The following is a 17844-nucleotide window of genomic DNA, read 5'->3' on the forward strand; positions in this document are numbered from 1 at the left end:
TCCAACCCCAGAAGAATCTGAGGCCGGGGATGTCAACATATCTGGCGTTGACTTTTGGCACGCTGTTGAGTTCTCAAGGAACGGACACTTCCTTCAGGCTGCCTTCCAGCAGGCCCTCCGGGCGCTTCGTTCTTTCGTGTTTCCAGCTTATCAGATTCTCGCGGCCGTTCTTACCGGCTTCGTTTCTCCGAATTCCCGCTGGCGGGATTTCCTGCAAACTTCGCTCCGAAGCTTATCAAAGCTTTCGGTGTGCTCAGTCCGTGGGATTTGCTTCGTCAGAGGGCGCGCATTTCGTGAAACACGCCCACCTCGATTCGGCGGTGTCGTAGACACTAACGCCCGGGACGACTGTTGTCCAGTCGGTCCCAACCGTTCAAACCTACTAGCCCACCCCGACCACGTCAATGGTTTGGCTGAGATGCGAGAAGAGTAGCAGGTCAGAGGCGTGTGGATCACATCGCCTCAGGCCGCGACGGGCTGCAGGTCCGCCCGATCGGCGGCGTCCAGATCGCCGAGTTCTCCCGCCTCGGCGGCCTTCCGGCCCAACACCAGTGCGTAGAGGAGGAATGCCGTCTCCGCCAGCACGCCGATCGAGATGCGCGCCCAGGTGGGCAGGCCGGACGGAGTGACGAAGGCTTCCAGCACACCGGAGACGGCCAGCACCGTCGCGAGGCCGATGGCCATGCCGATGATGGAGCGGCCCTGTTCGGCCAGGGCCATTCCACGGGTCCGCGGGCCGGGGTCGACGACCGTCCAGCCGAGGCGCAGGCCGAGACCGCCGGCCACGAACACCGCGGTCAGCTCCAGCAGGCCGTGCGGGATGAGCAGGCCGAGGAAGACGTCGAGGCGCCCGGCGGAGGCCATCAGCCCGATGCCGACGCCGAGATTGACCACGTTGGTCCACATCACCCAGAGCACGGGGAGGCCCAGCGCGATCCCGAACAGCAGGCACTGCACGGCGACCCAGGCGTTGTTCGTCCAGACCTGCGCGGCGAACGAGCTCGCCGGACGGTCCGAGTAGTACGACTCGTACTGCCCGCCGGGGCGGGTCATCTCCTGCAGATGCTCCGGGGCGACGAGGCTGTTGCGGACCTCGGGGTGCGTGGCCATCCACCAGGCGAGCACCGCGGTGGCGAGCAGCGAGACGGCCGCGACCGGCAGCCACCAGCGGCGCGAGCGGTACAGCGCGGCCGGGAAGCTCACCGTGTAGTACCGGGCGACGTCGTGCCAGCCGCTGCTGCGCGAGCCGGTCACCGCACTGCGGGCCCGCGAGACCAGCCCGGTCAGCCGGCTCAGCAGGGCCGGGTCCGGCGCGGCGGCCTGGACCTTGGCCAGGTGGCCGGTGGCGCGCTGGTACAGGGTGACCAGTTCGTCGGCCTCCTCCCCGCTGAGCCGGCGCCGTCGGGCGAGGGCGTCCAGCCGTGCCCACTCCCCCTGGTGGGTGGCGACGAAGACGTCCAGGTCCATTCGGCGGCTCCATGGTCGGCGGTGGGCGCGAGGGGCCCGGGCGCGGGCGGCGGGTACGTACGGACACGCGCGGCCCAGCATGCCAGGAGCGGCGAGCGCCCCGGCCGCCGGGATCTCACTTCCCGTGCGGCCGCCGGGCGCCGTATGTTTGCGGCTGCGGATCGGACTGCGGAGAGCGGGTCGTGGGGGCCGGTCCGGGTGGTGTCCCTCCCCTCGACCGTGCCGCCCTCGGCGGCCTCCACTGGAGCCGTACGGGCTCCACGAGCGTGAACGGACAGGTGTCTTGAGCGACCTGGTGACGGGTGAGGCGGTCGTCCTCGACCTGCAGACGGCGAAGCTTCCGAGCCGGGCGCTGGCGATCGCGCTGGACCTGCTCGTGGAGTTCGCCGCCCTGCTGCTGGTCTCGCTCCTCCTGAGCGTCGCCCTGATCGGTCTGGACGGTGCCGCGCTGGCCGCCACCCTGCTCGGGCTGCTGGTGTTCTTCCTGGTGGCCGTGCCGGTGATGGTCGAGACCCTCAGCCACGGGCGCTCGCTCGGCAAGGCCGCGCTCGGCCTGCGGGTGGTGCGCACCGACGGTGGCCCCGTGCGGTTCCGGCACTCGCTGGTGCGCGGGCTGGTCGGCTTCATGGAGCTGGTCGCCCTGACCGGCGTGCCGGCGGTGATCACCTCGGCGGTGAACGTGGACGGCAGGCGGCTGGGCGACGTCTTCGCCGGGACGGTGGTCGTCCGCGAGCGCACCCCGGGCGGCGGCACGGCGTCCCCGCTGCCGCCCGTGCACCCGCACCTGCTGCAGGCGATGGGCCGGGAGCTGGTCGCGATGGACCTGTCCGCGGTGCCGGAGTCGCTCTGGTTGGCGGTCCGCCAACTGCTCGGCCGCATAGGCCAGTTGGATCCGGCGGTGGCGCTCCGGATGTCCGCCCGGCTGGCCGACGACCTGGCCGCCCGTACCGGCCACCCGGTGGCACCGGGGCTGCACCCGGCGGCGTACCTGGGCGCCGTGCTCACCGAGCGCCAGCGCCGGGAGTGGATGCGGGCCCAGGCGCAGCAGCGGATGACCGCCCCCGCAGCCCCCGCCCCCGCCCGGCAGGCCCCCGCACCCCAGCCGCCCACCGCGGACGGCCGGCCGCTTCGGGTCCTCGGCGTCCCGGCCGCGACCACCCCCACGACCCCGGCCCCGGCGCCCGCCGCCCCGTCCTTCGAGAAGCCCGCCCCCGCCCCGGGCACCGGCTTCGCCCCGCCCGCCTGAGACGTGTCCTAACTTCCGAACTCCACCGGCCAGGCGTTCGGCGGCGACGCCAGCTCCTCCAGCTCGATCCCGGCGGCCGCCAGCACCACGTCGCCCGACAGGTGCACGACCTGCTGCTCGCCGGTCTCCAGGTCCGCCACCTGGTACCGCTCGACCCGTAGCGGGCCCGAGTCGGTCTCGTGCGTGTCGACGCCCTCCAGCAGCCACCCCTGGTCGAAGGTGCGCGGCGCCAGCACCGGTTCGGTGAACGCGACCAGCCGCACCCGCGCGCTCGCCCCCTCCCGCAGCCGCAGCAGCCGGGCAGTGGCGACCAGGAAGGCCGGCGAACCGCCGGTGAACCCGTGCGCCCGGTCGTGGCCCTCCACGGCGTGCTCGCCGCCCGGGTCCGCCGCGTCGGTCCGGACCCAGGCCACGCCGTCCACCGCGCCGCCGCGCACCAGCCAGCCGCCGGCCCGCAGTTCCATCCGCAGCGGGCGGGCGCGCGAGTCCAGGGTGAGGTCGACGCCGCCGATCACCTGCCCGTCCGGCGCGTAGGTCTTGGAGACGTACCGCCAGCCGGCCGCCCCGGGGGCGCAGCTGAAGCGCTCCTCGCCGAGCAGCACGTGGTCATGGGTGTCGTGGAGCGAGTACCGGCCGTTGGGCATGCCCGAAAGCCTACGTGGACGATCTCCGGACCCGGCGTGCAACGTTCGGGGCGGGTGCCCGCATTAGGGAGGTGGACGGCGCGGCTGAGCGCCATCGCTACGAGGAACGGGGGGTGCAGATGGCGAAGCAGGCACACGACGCGGAATTCACCGAGTACGTGGCTTCCAGGGGCGGCTGGCTTCGGAAGGTCGCCTATCTGCTGTGCGGGGACTGGCATCGGGCCGACGACCTGGCCCAGGAGACCATCACCAAGCTCTACGTGCACTGGTCGAAGGCCAAACGGATGGAGAACGTGGACGGTTACGCCCGCAGGGTGTTGATCAACACGTTCCTGAGCGAGCAGCGCTCCCCCTGGTGGCGCCGCACGACCCGCACCGACACCGAGCCGGACATCGCCGCCGCGAGCGTCGATCTGGACGTCTCGATCGACCTGCGCCGCGCCCTTGCCGCGCTGCCGCCCCGCCAGCGGGCCACCGTGGTGCTCCGCTACTACTGCGATCTGTCGATCGATCAGGCTGCCGAGGCGCTGGGCTGTTCGTCGGGCAACGTGAAGAGCCAGAGCTCACGCGCGCTGGTTGCCCTGCGCAGCACTCTCGCCTCCCGCCCCGCCGTCGCAGAGAGGACGTCATGACCACCACCGAGCACAGCGACCTGGCCGCCCGCCTGGTAGCCCTGGCCGACGAGCCGGCGCCGCCGGCCGCGTTCGACGTCGCCACGTCCATCACCCGGGGACGGGCCCGCCTGCGCCGCCGGCAGCGGTTCACGGTCGGCGCGGTGGCCGCCGCGACGGCCCTCGTGATCGGCGCCACGCTGGTGCTGGAGCCCAGCCCCGCCGGAGCGCCCGCCGCACCCGCGGCCCCGGCCTCGGTCGCCCCGGCCCCCTCCACTCCCCCGGCCAAGACCGGTACCGGCGTCCTGGCCACCGAAGTCAAGTTCGGCTGGCTGCCCGACTGGGTGGACGGCGAGCGCGGCATCAGCTACTTGGGGAGCGTTACCAGTGCCAGTGAGGGGGGGATGGGCGGACGGAGCCTCATGCTCTCGCTCTTCCCCGCCGGGCCCGAGCCGGCCATCGACGTCGATCCGAAGCAGAAGCAGGAGAAGGTGCCGGCCCCCGACGTGAACGGCCGGACCGCGTACTGGCTGGTCCATCCGACCGCTCCCACCTTCGACAACTCATCCCGGCTCCTGCGCTGGCTGACCCCCTCCGGTCGGTGGGCGCAGCTCACAGGGTGGCGCGGCCGCTCCCAGGACGTCCCCGACGACGCGCTGCTTCGGGTCGCCGCCGGCGTCCAGGTCGGCAACTGGGACGTCCCGCTGCCGTTCTGGCTGGCCGGGCCTCCCAGCTCGGTCCGGCTGACCGGCGCCTCGTTGACCCGCCCCCAGGGCTCGCTGCCCTGGGGCGCCCAGGTCACGTTCTCGGCCGAGGACAAGAAGGTCCGGGTCTCGGTCGCCCCGGACCGGGCGATCCCTCCCGGGGAACCGGCGCAGGAGCCGTTCCAGGCGTTGTGCCGGGTTGACCAGGGGATCAAGGTCTGCGTGGGAGGGGCGGAAGGAAAACCGCCCGCGCTCGCCCAACTCGGCGGCCTGCAGGGCCTGCTGAACCTCGTGCACGTCACCGGCGCCGACGAGAGCAGCTGGACCACCGACGTCCTCCGCTGACCGCGCCCGTACGCCGGTGGCCGGCACCCCTGGGGTGGGGTGCCGGCCACCGGCGTCGGGGCGTCACCGCATCAGTAGCGGTACTGCTCCGCCTTGTACGGGCCCTCGACCGGAACGCCGATGTAGTCGGCCTGCTCCTGGGTCAGGGTGGTCAGCTTCACGCCGAGCGCGGCGAGGTGCAGGCGGGCGACCTTCTCGTCCAGGTGCTTGGGCAGCACGTAGACGCCGATCGGGTACTGCTCGGTCTTCGTGAACAGCTCGATCTGGGCGATCGTCTGGTTCGCGAAGGAGTTGGACATCACGAACGACGGGTGGCCGGTCGCGTTGCCCAGGTTCAGCAGGCGGCCCTCGGACAGCATGATGATGGTGTGGCCGTCGGCGAAGCGCCACTCGTGGACCTGCGGCTTGACCTCGGTCTTCACGATGCCGGGCAGCTTCGCCAGGCCCGCGATGTCGATCTCGTTGTCGAAGTGGCCGATGTTGCCGACGATCGCCTGGTGCTTCATCTTCTCCATGTGCGAGGCAAGGATGATGTCCTTGTTGCCCGTGGTGGTGATGAAGATGTCCGCGATCGAGACGACGTCCTCCAGGGTGGTGACCTGGTAGCCGTCCATCGCCGCCTGCAGCGCGCAGATCGGGTCGATCTCGGTGATGATCACGCGGGCGCCCTGGCCGCGCAGCGACTCGGCGCAGCCCTTGCCCACGTCGCCGTAGCCGCAGACGACGGCGACCTTGCCGCCGATCAGCACGTCGGTGGCGCGGTTGATGCCGTCGATCAGCGAGTGGCGGCAGCCGTACTTGTTGTCGAACTTCGACTTGGTGACGGCGTCGTTGACGTTGATCGCCGGGAACAGCAGGTTGCCGTCACGGTGCATCTCGTACAGGCGGTGGACACCGGTGGTGGTCTCCTCGGTCACGCCCTTGATGGTGGCGGCGACCTCGGTCCACTTGTTCGGGGTGTCCTTGAGGGTGCGGTTGAGCAGCTCCAGGATGATCCGGAACTCGTCGTTGTCCGCGGTGGACGGGTCCGGCGCGGCACCGGCCTTCTCGAACTCGACGCCCTTGTGGATCAGCAGGGTGGCGTCGCCGCCGTCGTCCAGGATCATGTTCGGGGTCTGGCCGTTCGGCCAGGTCAGCGCCTGCTCGGTGCACCACCAGTACTCGTCCAGGGTCTCGCCCTTCCAGGCGAAGACCGGCACGCCCTGCGGGTTCTCCGGGGTGCCCTCCGGGCCGACGGCGATGGCGGCGGCCGCGTGGTCCTGGGTGGAGAAGATGTTGCAGGAGCACCAGCGGACCTCGGCGCCCAGGGCGGTCAGGGTCTCGATCAGGACGGCGGTCTGCACGGTCATGTGCAGCGAGCCGGTGATGCGGGCGCCGGCCAGCGGCTGCGACTCGGCGTACTCGGCGCGGATCGACATCAGGCCGGGCATCTCGTGCTCGGCCAGCTGGATCTCCTTGCGGCCGAACGGCGCCAGGGAAAGGTCGGCGACCTTGAAGTCACCGGTGGTGTCGGTCGACATACGTCTGCTCCTCGCTGATGGGGTGGGCATGGCCAAGGTCCTGGTGTGCGGTCGCAGCGCGGCGGGGCCGTACGGGTGCACGGCTACGCCGGGGCGGCCGGATCCGTGGTGACGGACCGGTTCCCTGCTGCACAGCACAAACCGTCGGAGGACCTCTCTCCCTCGACCGGGGCACACCCTACGGGTGCGGACCGCCGATCGACCGCCATCAGCAGCGACGTTCTGGCTCTGGTGACGAATCTACACCGGCGGCCCCGCCGGCCGTCCGCCGATGAGTGTTTTCGGCCTCGGATCCGATCGGTCCTCAAGCCGGATCCCAGCCCGCCATCGGCCCGCCATCGGCCCGCCACCTGCCTGCCGCCGGGCCGCCGGCGGCCCGTCAGTGCGCGGTGTCGGGCCCGGGCCCGCCCGGGGTGGCCGCCGGGTCCTCGCCGGCGGCGGCCTTCTCGGCGCTGTAGACGTCGGGCTCCAGGTAGATCGCCCGCGCGATCGGGACGACCGCCCGCACCCGCGCCTCGGCGGCGTCGATCGCCTCCGCCACGCGGGCGGCGCTGTCCTGCGCGTTGACCGCGATCTTGGCGGCGACCAGCAGTTCCTCCGGGCCCAGGTGCAGGGTGCGCATGTGGATCACGCCGGTGACCGACTCGCCGTCCACCAGCGCCGCGCGGATCCGCCGCACCGACTCCCGGTCCGCGGACTCGCCGAGCAGCAGCGACTTGGTCTCCAGGGCGAGCACCACCGCGATGAGCACCAGCAGGACGCCGATGCACAGGGTGCCGACGCCGTCCCAGACGCCGTCGCCGGTGATCACCGTGAGCGAGACGCCGAGCAGCGCGAGCACCAGACCGATCAGCGCGCCGGTGTCCTCCAGCAGCACCACCGGCAGCTCCGGAGCCTTGGCGGTGCGGATGAACTGGACCCAGCCCTGGCCGCCCTTGGCCTTCGCCGACTCGCGCATCGCGGTCAGGAAGGACCAGCCCTCCATCACGATCGCGAAGACCAGTACGCCGACCGCCCAGCCCCAGGCGTCCAGCTTCTCCGGGTGGCTGACCTTGTGCCAGCCCTCGTAGATCGCGAACAGGCCGCCGACGCTGAAGAGGACGATCGCCACCAGAAAGCCGTAGATGTAGCGCTCGCGGCCGTACCCGAAGGGGTGCTCCTCGTCCGCCGCCCGGCGCGCCCGCCTGCCACCGATCAGCAGCAGCACCTGGTTGCCCGAGTCGGCGACCGAGTGCACGCCCTCGGCCAGCATCGACGAGGAGCCGGTGAAGGCGAAGGCGGTGAACTTGGCCGCCGCGATCGCCAGGTTCGCGGACAGCGCCGCAACCAGTGCCCTGGTGCCGCCTTCAGTACTCATGCTCGGGGTCCCTCCGCCGCAGTGGCCGGTCGCGCTGCTCTCGTCGAGCGCTTACCGTACCGGCCGTCGAGGTGGCCGAGGTATCGGCGCGAGCGGCCGGGGCCGTGTCCGCGCCGGCTCAGGACTGCGCGGCGGCGAGCCCGAGGTAGACGGCGGCGAAGTCGGTCAGCGCGAGCAGGTCGGCGAGCGCGTGCAGCGGGTCCGGCCGGGTGCTCGCGTACTCCGTCAGCCGGACCTCGTGGGCGGCCGCCAGCCGGTGCGCGCGGGTGACGCCGAAGCTGCGCGGGCCCGCGTCGTCCTCCGGCACCTCGGCCGGGGCGTCCGTCTCGTCGGGCGCACCGCCGGGCGCACCCGGAACGTGCCGCAGCAGCAGGACCTGCAGGTGCAGCGGATCCGGCTCGTCGACCCGGTCGCGGAAGAAGTCGTCCGGGTCCGCGCCCGCGCCCAACTGGCCGGTGAACATGCCGCGGTGGGCGGTGAGCACCTGCGGCAGCAGCCCCGCCAGCGCCGGGCGGCCGGCCCGTTCAGCGAGCTGGGCGGCGAAGCGGTCGGCGACCGCCCCGGCGATCGGGCCCTCCGCCCACAGCAGCGGAACCGTCCCGGCCAGCCGCGCGGCCAGGCCCTTCGCCGGGTTGGTGTACGCGGCGGCGTCGGGGCGGCAGCGGACGGCGGTCGCGTCCAGCAGGTCGGCGACGGCCGGCAGCGCGTCGTACGGCAGCTGGGTGATGCCGATCTTCTGGGCGAGCGCGAGCAGCGGGGTGAGGTGGGACCACAGCGCGGCCGGGTCCTCGGCGGGCAGGTCCGGCTCGGCGGACGGGCCGGCGGGCGCCTCGTCCTCGGACAGCACGGAGGTCACGTACGGCAGCGGCAGCGCGCGCACCTGCAGGGCGGCCTCGGCGAGCGGGCTGCCCGCCGGGGCGGTGACCACGATCGCGCAGCCGCGCGCGTAGGCCTGCTCGGCGAGGCTGACCAGGCCCGGTTCACCGCCGTCGGCGGAGCTGACCACCAGCAGGTCGAGCGGGCCGGCCCAGCCGGGCAGCTGCCAGCCGAGCCCGGTGGTGAAGGCGGGCGGCGCACCCGCCCGGTCGGCGCGCGGGGCGACCGCCTCGGTCGGCGGCAGCGGGGTGATCAGTGCGGCGTTGCCGGCCAGCGCGGCCAGGACCTCGCCCGCCGTCAGGGCGCTGCCGTGGCCGGCGACCAGGACGGCGCGCGGGCGGCCGTCCGGGCGCAGCCGGTCCAGACCGGCCGCGCCGGCCAGCCGCAGCGCGGTGCGGACCCGCGCGCCGGAGCCGGCCAGGGCCAGCAGGGCGCGGTCACGGTCGGCGCGCTGGAGGGCGGCCGGGTCGTCGAGCAGGGTGTCGTCGAGCATGCGGCGGGCCTCCGGCTGCTGTCCTGTGCGCGCTGGGCTGGCGGGGAGCGCTGGGCGGGGGGACGGTTCGTCCGCCCCAAGGATCAGGCCGGGCGGCGGGCCTCGTCCACCAGCAGGACCGGAATGCCGTCCCGGACCGGGTACGCGAGGCCGCAGTCCGCACCGGTGCAGACCAGCTCGGGCTGCTCCTCGGTCCCGCCCTCGGTGAGCGCGGCCCGGCACTGCGGGCAGACCAGGATCTCCAGCAGGAAGGATTCGAGCTTCATGGGTGTCGGGCTCCCGGTCTTGGGGGTGGGAAGGCTGGTCGGGATCGGCATGGCGGTGCCCCGGCCGATAGGCAACCCTACCGGCCGGGGCACTGGAGGCCTCGGTCAGGCGCGGACGACGGCGAGCACGCCGTCGCGCAGCTCGGCCATCTTCGCCGGGTCCTTGGCCTCGACGTTCAGGCGCAGCAGCGGCTCGGTGTTGGAGGCGCGCAGGTTGAACCACCAGTCCGGACCGGCCACGGTGAGGCCGTCCAGCTCGTCGACGGTGGTGCCCTCCAGGCCGGCGTAGGCGGCCCGGACGGCGGCGGTGCTGGCGGCCTGGTCGGCGACGGTGCTGTTGATCTCCCCGGAGGCGGCGTAGCGGTCGTACTCCGCGGTGAGCCCGGACAGGGTGCCGGACTGGCCGCCGAGCGCGGCCAGCACGTGCAGCGCGGCGAGCATGCCGGTGTCGGCGCGCCAGAAGTCGCGGAAGTAGTAGTGCGCGGAGTGCTCGCCGCCGAAGACGGCGTCGGTGACGGCCATCTCCTGCTTGATGAAGGAGTGGCCGACCCGGGTGCGCACCGGGGTGGCGCCGAGCTCGCGGACCACCTCGGGGACGGTCCAGGAGGTGATCAGGTTGTGGATGACGGTCGGCTCGGCCTCGCCGGCGGCCTTGGCGCGGGCGATCTCGCGGGCGGCGACCAAGGCGGTGATGGCGGACGGGGAGACCGGCTCGCCGCGCTCGTCGACGACGAAGCAGCGGTCGGCGTCGCCGTCGAAGGCCAGGCCGAGGTCGGCGCCGACCTCGCGGACCTTGGCCTGCAGGTCGACGATGTTCTTCGGGTCGAGCGGGTTGGCCTCGTGGTTGGGGAAGGTGCCGTCCAGCTCGAAGTACATCGGGACGAGGTCGATCGGCAGGCCGTCGAAGACGGTCGGCACGGTGTGGCCGCCCATGCCGTTGCCCGCGTCCACGGCGACCTTGAGCGGGCGGATCGCGGTGAGGTCGACCAGGCCCAGCAGGTGGTCGGCGTAGCCGCGCAGGGTGTCCTGCTCGGACAGCGCGCCGGGCTTGACGTCCTTGGCCGGGACGGTGACGGTGTCGTCCTCGGCCGTCCAGGACTCGACCAGCTCGCGGATCTCGGAGAGGCCGGTGTCCTGGCCGACCGGGGCGGCGCCGGCCCGGCACAGCTTGATGCCGTTGTACTGGGCCGGGTTGTGGCTGGCGGTGAACATCGCGCCGGGCAGGTCGAGCTTGCCGCTGGCGTAGTAGAGCTGGTCGGTCGAGCAGAGGCCGATCTGGACCACGTCGGCGCCGTAGGCGGCGGCGCCCTCGGCGAAGGCCCGGCTGAGCGACGGGGAGGAGGGCCGCATGTCGTGGCCGACGACGATCGCGGACGCGCCGGTGACCTGCACGAACGCGGCGCCGAAGGCCCGGGACAGGTGCTCGTCCCACTGGTCCGGGACGACTCCTCGGACGTCGTACGCCTTCACGAGCTGCTTGAGGTCGCGCACTGCGGCTCCACCCTGGTCTCTGTACTGATCGGTGTGCGTGTGATCGGCGGCTGGCCGCCCACGGTCACGATACGTCGGGGTCACCGCCCGTTCGGTCGACGGTCCGCGGTGACGGTAGACGGGCAGCGTACCCGGGTCGAACGAACGCCCGGTGCGGGCCGGGTGCGGGGTGCGGCGTCAGTTGTCCGGCGAGCGGAGGACGCGGAGGTGGCCGCGGCGGCCGCCCTCGGTGGACTCGCCCTCGGGCGCGCGGCCCTGACGGGGGGTCTGCGGGCGGGCGGCCTCGCGGACGGCGTTGGCGAGGGCCTCCAGGTCGTCGCTGCTGCGGCGCAGCGGCCCGGCCTCGGCGGCGAGCCGGACGACCTCCCAGCCGCGCGGGGCGGTGAGGCGCTCGGCGTGCTCGGCGCACAGGTCGTAGCAGTGCGGCTCGGCGTAGGTGGCGAGCGGGCCCAGGACGGCGGTGGAGTCCGCGTAGACGTACGTCAGCGTCGCGACGGCCGGCCGGCCGCACGCGGTCCGCGAACAACGACGTACAGAGCTCACGAGGGTGGACGGTACCGCACTCCTCGCTGGGGAGCGAAGACCGCCTGTCCGGCAGGGGTGCCGTGTCGCGGTCGGCGCGCCGGTCCGCGCACCCGCCACCCCGGGCGTTTCCCCGTCGGAGTAGTCCACTTCCGACCGTCCAAGGACTACCCTCGGCAGTGATATGGACAGCTCTGCACCGCAGTCATCGACGGGACCCTCGCGCCGTCCCCGGCACCGCGACCGGCACGGCAGGGGGCTGCGCGGCCCGCTGGCGCCGCCCCAGGTGCCGATCTCGCTCACCCGCTCCGAACTGTTCGACGACTACGTGCGCGAGTCGGTGGAGCGTCTCGAACGGCGCTGGCCGCAGTTGATCGAGGTGGAGTTCGCCGTCCAGGAGGTGCCGCTGCGCGAACCGGACGCGGCCGACACCGAGGACGGTGTGCCGCTGGGGCGGGTGTCGCCGGGCAAGCAGGGGCGCAAGAGCCAGATCGTGGTGTACCGGCGGCCGGTGGAGATCCGGGCGAAGACCCGGGAGGACCGCGCGGCGCTGGTCCACGAGATCCTGATCGAGCAGGTCGCGGAGCTGCTGGGGCTGTCTCCGGACGCCATCGACCCGCGCTACGACGAGGACTGAGCACGCGCACAGGGGCGGTACCCGGCGGACCCGGGTACCGCCCCTGGCGGCCGGTCAGCGCAGGACGACGCCCGGATCCTGGCCGGCCCGCGGGACCTTGACGGTGCTGCGGTCGTCGTGCAGCGCCTGGACGGTGAACATCGGCACGTCCTTGGTGGGCAGCGAGAGCATCCGGGCGGCCACCACCGGTCCGCCGGATACGGTCTCGACGGTGAGCGCGAAGCTCCCGTTCAGCCCGCCCGGCTCGGGCGCCGGGAGGGCGACCGTGCCGCCGGCCGGCAGCTCGACGTCCTTGCTCACCGGGGTGCCGCCGCCGGTTCCGGCCGAGGCGGTGACCCGCACGGTGGCGGCGTCGCCGGTGGAGGTCAGGAACAGCGTGGACGCGCCGGCCCGGTTGTCGGCGACGGTGGCGCGGGCGCCGACCGGGGCGCTGCCGGTGAGCCAGGCCGCGTCGCTCTTGCCGCCGCCCCCGGCCCGGTCGACGCGCAGGCCGGCCACGATCGGGGTGGGGTGCTTGTCGTCGGTGGGCGACAGCCGCAGCCCGGCGACCTCGTCGCGGGTGACCTTGCCGAGGTCCACGGCGGCCACCATGCCCGCCTTGATGTGGATCGACTCGTTGCCGGCCGGGGTGAACCAGCCGTTCTTGCCGGAGAGCTGGATCTTCAGGTCGGCGTCGTCCTCCGGCGGCGCCCAGACCACCAGGTGGGCGGCCGAGGTGTCGGCCGGCAGGCCGGGCAGCACCTGGGTGGGCGCCGGGTCGGCCGAGGCCGGGATCCAGTCGGCGCCCTTGCTCCCGTCGGCGGCGTGCAGGGCGGCGCCCACCCGCCCGCTGCGGGCGACCACGTGCACGGCGAGGTCGGTGACCGCGCCCTTGCTGATGGTCGGCAGCAGCACGGACTGGGAGCTGCCGGGGGCGACGGTGATGCCGTTGGCGGCGTCGTTCTCGATCAGGCCCTTGTCGCCGTACAGCTTGATGTCGACGACGGCGGCGGAGGACTCGGTGTTCACCAGGCTGACGTAGTCGACCCGGTCACCGGCCGTGCTGGCCCCGGCGAACCAGAAGCTGGTCCCGGCGGGGGTGCAGGTGAGGCCGGACAGGCCGAGTCCGCGCTGCTCGGTGACCACGGTGGTCTGGGTGACGGTGAAGCCGGGGGCGAGGGCGCCGGTGGCCACTGCCCCGGTGCCGGGGGCGGTGTCGCCGTTGGCGGCCGGGCCGGTGACCGGGGTGCCGGGCTTGGCCAGGGTCAGCCGGGCGTCGGCGGGCGCACCGCCCTTGTCCGGGGCGGCCGGGGCGGCCGGGGCGCCCGAACCGGACGGTGCCGGGGTGGCCGGGGCCGAGGGGGCCGCGGTCGGCGGGGTCGCGGGCGCGGCGGCGTCGGAGAGCCAGCCGGCCCCGCCGGTGGCACCGCCCGTCCCGGGCGGGGTGTAGGCGGTGAACGCGGTCGAGCCGGTCAGACCCTGGAGCGGCTGCGGGCAGACCGCCGCCGTCCGCTCGACCTGCGCGGTGGTCGGGGCTCCGGCATCCGCCTTGGCCGGGGCGGCCGGCGGGCGCGCCTCGGCGATCCCGAACACCGCCGCGAGCACGACGGCCGCGGCCAGCAGGGACGGCGTGGTCCTGGTGCCCCCGGACCGCCCGGCCGGGCGGCCGGGCGCCGCGGGCTCCGGCGCCTCCGCCGGGGCGTGCCCGGACTGCTCGGCCTCGGCGGGCTCGACGGCCTCGGCCGCGGACTTCTTCCTGAAAGCGGGCTTCTTCATCGCGGGTCAGCTCCCCGATCCGTGCTGGTGCGGGTACCGGCCCGTGCCATGGGGGTCGTTCGGGTCGTTGGGGTCGTTCGGGTCGTAGTAGGGCTCGGCCTGCGGCTGCCCCGGCACCCACGGCTGCTGGTGCCCCGCCTGCTGGTAGGGGTCGTAGCCGTACTGCTGCTCCGGCGGGTACGGCTGCTCGTAGCCCTGCTGCGGGTACGCCTGCTGCTGGTAACCGCCCCCGGCCTCCGGCCCGGGGTGGCCCCACTCGCCCTGGCCGCCGTAGGACGCGGCCGCCGGCTGCTGGGCCGCGTACTGGTCGTAGCTGTACGGGTCGGCCTGCTGGTACGTCTGGTACGGGTCGGCGTACGGCTCGGCCTCCTGGACGGCGGCAGCCGCCTGGACCGCCTCGGCCACCGGCTCGCCGGCCGGCTGCTGCGGGATCGCTCCCGGCGGGCCGTCGTACACCCCGCCGTCCTCGGCGCCGCCCTCGCCGCGCTCGGCCATCCGGCGGGCCCGGCGGCTGCCGGGGGCGGGCGCCTGCGCCTGGGCCGCGGCGGCCAGCGCGGCGGCGGCCACCACCTCCTCGGGCAGGTCGTCGTCCTTGTGGCTGCGGCGGCCGGGCAGGGCCAGCACCAGGATGGTCAGGCCGAGCACCACCTGGGCCCAGATCCAGCCGGTGTGCGCGAAGCCGTCCTCCCGGGTGACGGCCAGCTTGCCGCCGCCGGCCGGGAGCTTGAAGCCCTGCGCCCAGCCGTCGACCGTGACGGCCTCCAGCGCGGCGCCGTCCAGGGTGGCCTTCCACGCGGGGGCCGCGGACTCGGCGAGCCGCAGCACCCGGCCGTCCGGGCCGGCCGGGACGGTGGCGGTGAGGTCGCGGGCCCCGGACGGGACGACCACCGGGGCGGCGCCCGGGGTGGTGATCACCGCGCGGACCGCGGGGGCGCCGTTGACCTGCCAGAGCGCGGAGTCGCCGTCCTGGTTGGCCTTGACCAGGCCGGGGGTGGTGTCCAGGACGTCCTTGTAGGTGCCGATCACCGGCTGCTCGACCAGCACGTAGGCGATGCCGAAGCCGGACAGCGCGCCGGCCTGGTCGGCGCCGGAGCCGGCCAGCAGGCTGCCGACCATCGTGTTCAGGCGGTCCTGGGTGCCGGTCGCCGGGTCGACGGTGGACTCGGCCTGGCCGAGCGTCAGACCCGCGCCGCGGACCACGGTGTAGCGGACCGCGCCGCCGCCCGGGTCACCGGTCACGACCAGGGTGCGGGACCGGTCGGTGGTGCCGGCCTCCTCGGCGATGAACGCGGGCACCTGGCCGGCCGGGGCCCGGTGCAGCGGCCCGCCGGCGCCGGTCAGCGCCCACCACAGGCCGGTGCCCAGCGGGGCCAGTACCGCGGCGGCCACCACCAGCGCGGCCACCGGCTGGCGCCAGCCGAAGGCGATCCCGGCCACCCGGGCGTTGGCGCCGTCGGCGCCGATCGCGGCGGCCGCCAGCAGGGCGATCCCGGCGATCAGGGAGGCCGGGCCGGCCCAGGCGGGCACCATCGGACCGCCGGAGGCCGGGGTGACGGAGGTGCCCGCCACCGCGACCGCGAAGACCAGGCTGGCGCCGGCCGCCCCCCAGGCCGCCAGCACCGCGCGGCGGCGGTCGGCGCGCAGCAGCGCGGCGAGCGCGGCGAGCACCACGCCGGCCGACAGCCACACCGGCGGCACCCCGGCGCCGCCCGGGTTGACCAGCAGCAGGCCGACCGCGCTCGCACCGGTGCCGTGCAGGCCGGGCAGGCCGGCCTCCAGCAGCAGCCACTGCGGGTTCGACAGCACCTTCAGCGACCACGGCGCCAGCACCAGGACCGGCACCGCGAGGATCACCAGGACGCGCAGGCCGAGCAGGCGCAGCGCGGCGCCGCCGGAGCCGAAGGCGCCGCCGCGCACGACCGCGACGACCAGCATCGCCAGGCAGAGCGGCAGCGCGAGCGCCCAGGTCAACGGCACGAAGGAGGTGGCCAGGGTGAGCAGCAGGACGGTCATCCAGACCGGCCGCCACCCCGGGCGGGCGCCCTTGGCGGCGCTCTCGTCGCGGATGCCGAGGCCGGCCGCGATCGCGGCGGCGCGGGCCAGCGGCGGCAGCAGCACGGCGAGGACGGCGGTGCCGATCCGGCCCTGGGCGAGCGCGCCGGTGGCGGCGGGCAGCAGCGCGTAGGCGGCGCTGGCCCAGGCGCGGACCAGCTTGGAGTCCAGCAGCGGCCGGGACACCAGGTAGGCGCTGACCGCGGACAGCGGCACGGTGAGCACGATCAGCAGGGTGAGTGCGAGGTCGGCGTGGCCGAACAGCACCCAGGACAGCACCGCGAGCACGCCGAGGTACGGCGGCGCGGCGGCGGTGGAGCCGGTGCCGACCGGGTGCCAGGCGTCCGCGTACATCGACCAGAGGCCGCCGGCGCCGTCGGCGGTCGGCAGCAGGGCGCCGCCGAACAGCTCGCCGCCGCCGAGCAGGCCGCGGCAGGCGATCAGGGCGAACACCAGCAGGGCCGCGAACAGCACCGGCGCCGGGCGCCGGGCCAGCTTCTTGATCAGCGTGAACTGCTCGACGACCAGGTCCTCGGCGTCCTCGTCGCCCGGCCCGGCCTCGACCGAGCCGTGCCGGCCGCCGGAGTCGTCCCCGCCCCCTATGCCGAGCGAGCCGATGACGCCCTCGACGGCCAGGCGGGCGGTGGCGCCGGGCGCCGGGAAGAGCGTGCGGTCGTCCAGGGCGTCGGCGGCCCGGGTGCGGGCGCGGCGCTTGCGCGCGGCCAGCAGCCGGGGGAAGCGGACGAGTTCGTGGCCCAGGCCGGCGAGTTCGTCGAAGGCCTGCCGCGGGTCCTTGCCGAGCAGGTTGGTGACGGCCCGCAGCAGCGTGCCGAGCACCAGCCGCAGCAGGACGTAGGGGAAGAGCGCGCCCTTGCAGTTGGCGAGCAGGGTGTAGACGGCGCCGGACTTGTCCCCCCGGTGCGGGTGGGCGGGGCCGCAGTCGATGGCGCGGCGCTCGCGGCTGGCCGCCTCGGCGTGCCGCAGCACGGCGTCGGGGGCGACCACCACGCGGTGGCCGGCGGCGTTGACCCGCCAGCAGAAGTCGGTGTCGTCGCGCATCAGCGGCAGCGCCTTGTCGAAGCCGCCGAGCTCCTCGAAGACGTCGCGGCGCACCAGCATGCCGGCGCTGGAGACGGCGAGCACCGGGCGGACCTGGTCGTGCTGGCCCTGGTCCTGCTCGCGGCGGTCCAGGCCGGTCCACCGGCGACCGGAGCGGGCGATGGTGACGCCGACCTCCAGCAGCTGGCGGCGGTCGTACCAGCTGCGCAGCTTGGGGCCGATCACGGCGGCACTGGGGGTGGAGTCGGCGACCTGGAGCAGTCGGCGCAGCGCGTCGGTCTGCGGCTCGCAGTCGTCGTGCAGCAGCCAGAGCCACTCGACGGGCTGGGTCTCGCGCGGGCCGCCGCGGCCGAGGTCGTCCTCCTGGGCGAGCGGGTCGCCGAAGTCGTCCCAGCCGCCGGTGACCGGGTCGTAGCCGGAGGGGTCGAGCCGGTACGGGAGGTCCTCCGGGCGCAGCGGCGGGCTGTTGAAGACGGCCTCGGCGACGGCGGTGCCGAAGCCGGCCCGGCGGCCGAGGATCAGCGGGCCGCTCTCGGGCATCCCGTCGGCGAGGCCGAAGTCGGCGAGCGCGTCGGCGAGCAGCTGCGGGGAGTTGTCGGTGGAGCCGGTGTCGACCGCGAGCACCCGCTGGACCTGGCGGTCCTGGCCGAGCAGGCCGGCGAGGGCCTGCGGCAGCCAGCGGGCGCCGTCGTGCGAGACGATCACCGCGGTGACCAGGTGGCGCGGATAGGCGGGCGGCCTGGCAGCGGTGAAGCCGCTCTGGTGGCTGTAGACGGTCATCGAGTGCGCGGGCCCCAGT

General features: G+C 74.2%; 14 protein-coding genes. 4 read left to right on the forward strand and 10 right to left on the reverse strand.

Annotated features, from left to right (window positions below):
- Positions 1-462: 462 nt before the first annotated feature.
- The gene (locus ACIOJE_RS36640) at positions 463-1467 is read right to left on the reverse strand and encodes a stage II sporulation protein M (protein ID WP_280686060.1); all 1005 of its coding nucleotides are present in this window, start codon (positions 1465-1467) and stop codon (positions 463-465) included.
- 283 nt (positions 1468-1750) lie between these two features.
- Here ACIOJE_RS36640 and ACIOJE_RS36645 point away from each other — a divergent pair, with 283 nt between their 5' ends.
- Positions 1751-2713, forward strand: a complete 963-nt coding sequence (locus ACIOJE_RS36645; RefSeq protein WP_400782492.1) for an RDD family protein — start codon at positions 1751-1753, stop codon at positions 2711-2713.
- Between the two features lie 8 nt (positions 2714-2721).
- Here the strand turns inward: ACIOJE_RS36645 and ACIOJE_RS36650 are convergent, their stop codons facing one another.
- Positions 2722-3357: a hypothetical protein gene (locus tag ACIOJE_RS36650; RefSeq protein ID WP_280686058.1), complete on the reverse strand. Its 636-nt coding sequence runs from the start codon at positions 3355-3357 to the stop codon at positions 2722-2724.
- 119 nt (positions 3358-3476) lie between these two features.
- Between ACIOJE_RS36650 and ACIOJE_RS36655 the strand changes: the two genes are divergently transcribed.
- Together ACIOJE_RS36655 and ACIOJE_RS36660 are read left to right on the forward strand one after the other, a co-directional pair.
- The gene (locus ACIOJE_RS36655) at positions 3477-3989 is read left to right on the forward strand and encodes a SigE family RNA polymerase sigma factor (protein ID WP_400782562.1); all 513 of its coding nucleotides are present in this window, start codon (positions 3477-3479) and stop codon (positions 3987-3989) included.
- Positions 3986-5017 (forward strand): hypothetical protein, encoded by a 1032-nt coding sequence (locus ACIOJE_RS36660; protein WP_280686056.1) that lies wholly within the window; start codon positions 3986-3988, stop codon positions 5015-5017. The genes ACIOJE_RS36655 and ACIOJE_RS36660 overlap by 4 nt, the downstream gene beginning before the upstream one ends.
- Positions 5018-5088: 71 nt before the next feature.
- Here the strand turns inward: ACIOJE_RS36660 and ahcY are convergent, their stop codons facing one another.
- The 6 genes from ahcY to ACIOJE_RS36690 form a co-directional block, all read right to left on the reverse strand.
- Entirely contained in the window at positions 5089-6537 is a 1449-nt protein-coding gene (gene ahcY / locus ACIOJE_RS36665; protein WP_280686055.1) for an adenosylhomocysteinase, read from the reverse strand.
- 379 nt (positions 6538-6916) lie between these two features.
- Positions 6917-7894 carry a cation diffusion facilitator family transporter gene (locus ACIOJE_RS36670; RefSeq protein WP_280686054.1) on the reverse strand — a complete coding sequence of 326 codons (978 nt, stop codon included), beginning with the start codon at positions 7892-7894 and terminating at the stop codon, positions 6917-6919.
- Between the two features lie 118 nt (positions 7895-8012).
- Positions 8013-9263, reverse strand: coding sequence for an SIS domain-containing protein (locus tag ACIOJE_RS36675; RefSeq protein ID WP_400782495.1), 1251 nt, complete (start codon positions 9261-9263; stop codon positions 8013-8015).
- A gap of 83 nt (positions 9264-9346) precedes the next feature.
- Entirely contained in the window at positions 9347-9529 is a 183-nt protein-coding gene (locus tag ACIOJE_RS36680; protein WP_280686052.1) for a Trm112 family protein, read from the reverse strand.
- Positions 9530-9634: 105 nt separating this feature from the next.
- A complete protein-coding gene (locus ACIOJE_RS36685; RefSeq protein WP_280686051.1) occupies positions 9635-11020 on the reverse strand; it encodes a phosphomannomutase/phosphoglucomutase in 1386 nt (461 codons plus the stop codon).
- Positions 11021-11197: 177 nt separating this feature from the next.
- The gene (locus tag ACIOJE_RS36690) at positions 11198-11563 is read right to left on the reverse strand and encodes a DUF3499 domain-containing protein (protein WP_280686050.1); all 366 of its coding nucleotides are present in this window, start codon (positions 11561-11563) and stop codon (positions 11198-11200) included.
- Positions 11564-11726: 163 nt separating this feature from the next.
- On the opposite strand from ACIOJE_RS36690, the gene ACIOJE_RS36695 reads away from it, so the two are divergent.
- On the forward strand, positions 11727-12179 hold the full coding sequence (locus tag ACIOJE_RS36695) for a metallopeptidase family protein (RefSeq protein WP_280686049.1): 453 nt from the start codon (positions 11727-11729) through the stop codon (positions 12177-12179).
- Positions 12180-12233: 54 nt separating this feature from the next.
- Here ACIOJE_RS36695 and ACIOJE_RS36700 read toward each other — a convergent pair whose 3' ends face one another.
- Together ACIOJE_RS36700 and ACIOJE_RS36705 are read right to left on the reverse strand one after the other, a co-directional pair.
- A complete protein-coding gene (locus tag ACIOJE_RS36700; protein WP_400782500.1) occupies positions 12234-13934 on the reverse strand; it encodes a DUF5719 family protein in 1701 nt (566 codons plus the stop codon).
- A 6-nt stretch (positions 13935-13940) separates the two neighbouring features.
- Positions 13941-17825 carry a glycosyltransferase gene (locus ACIOJE_RS36705; protein ID WP_400782502.1) on the reverse strand — a complete coding sequence of 1295 codons (3885 nt, stop codon included), beginning with the start codon at positions 17823-17825 and terminating at the stop codon, positions 13941-13943.
- Positions 17826-17844 lie beyond the last annotated feature (19 nt).

Origin of the sequence: Kitasatospora sp. NPDC087861, from assembly GCF_044742585.1 — a bacterium.
Lineage (GTDB): Bacteria > Actinomycetota > Actinomycetes > Streptomycetales > Streptomycetaceae > Kitasatospora.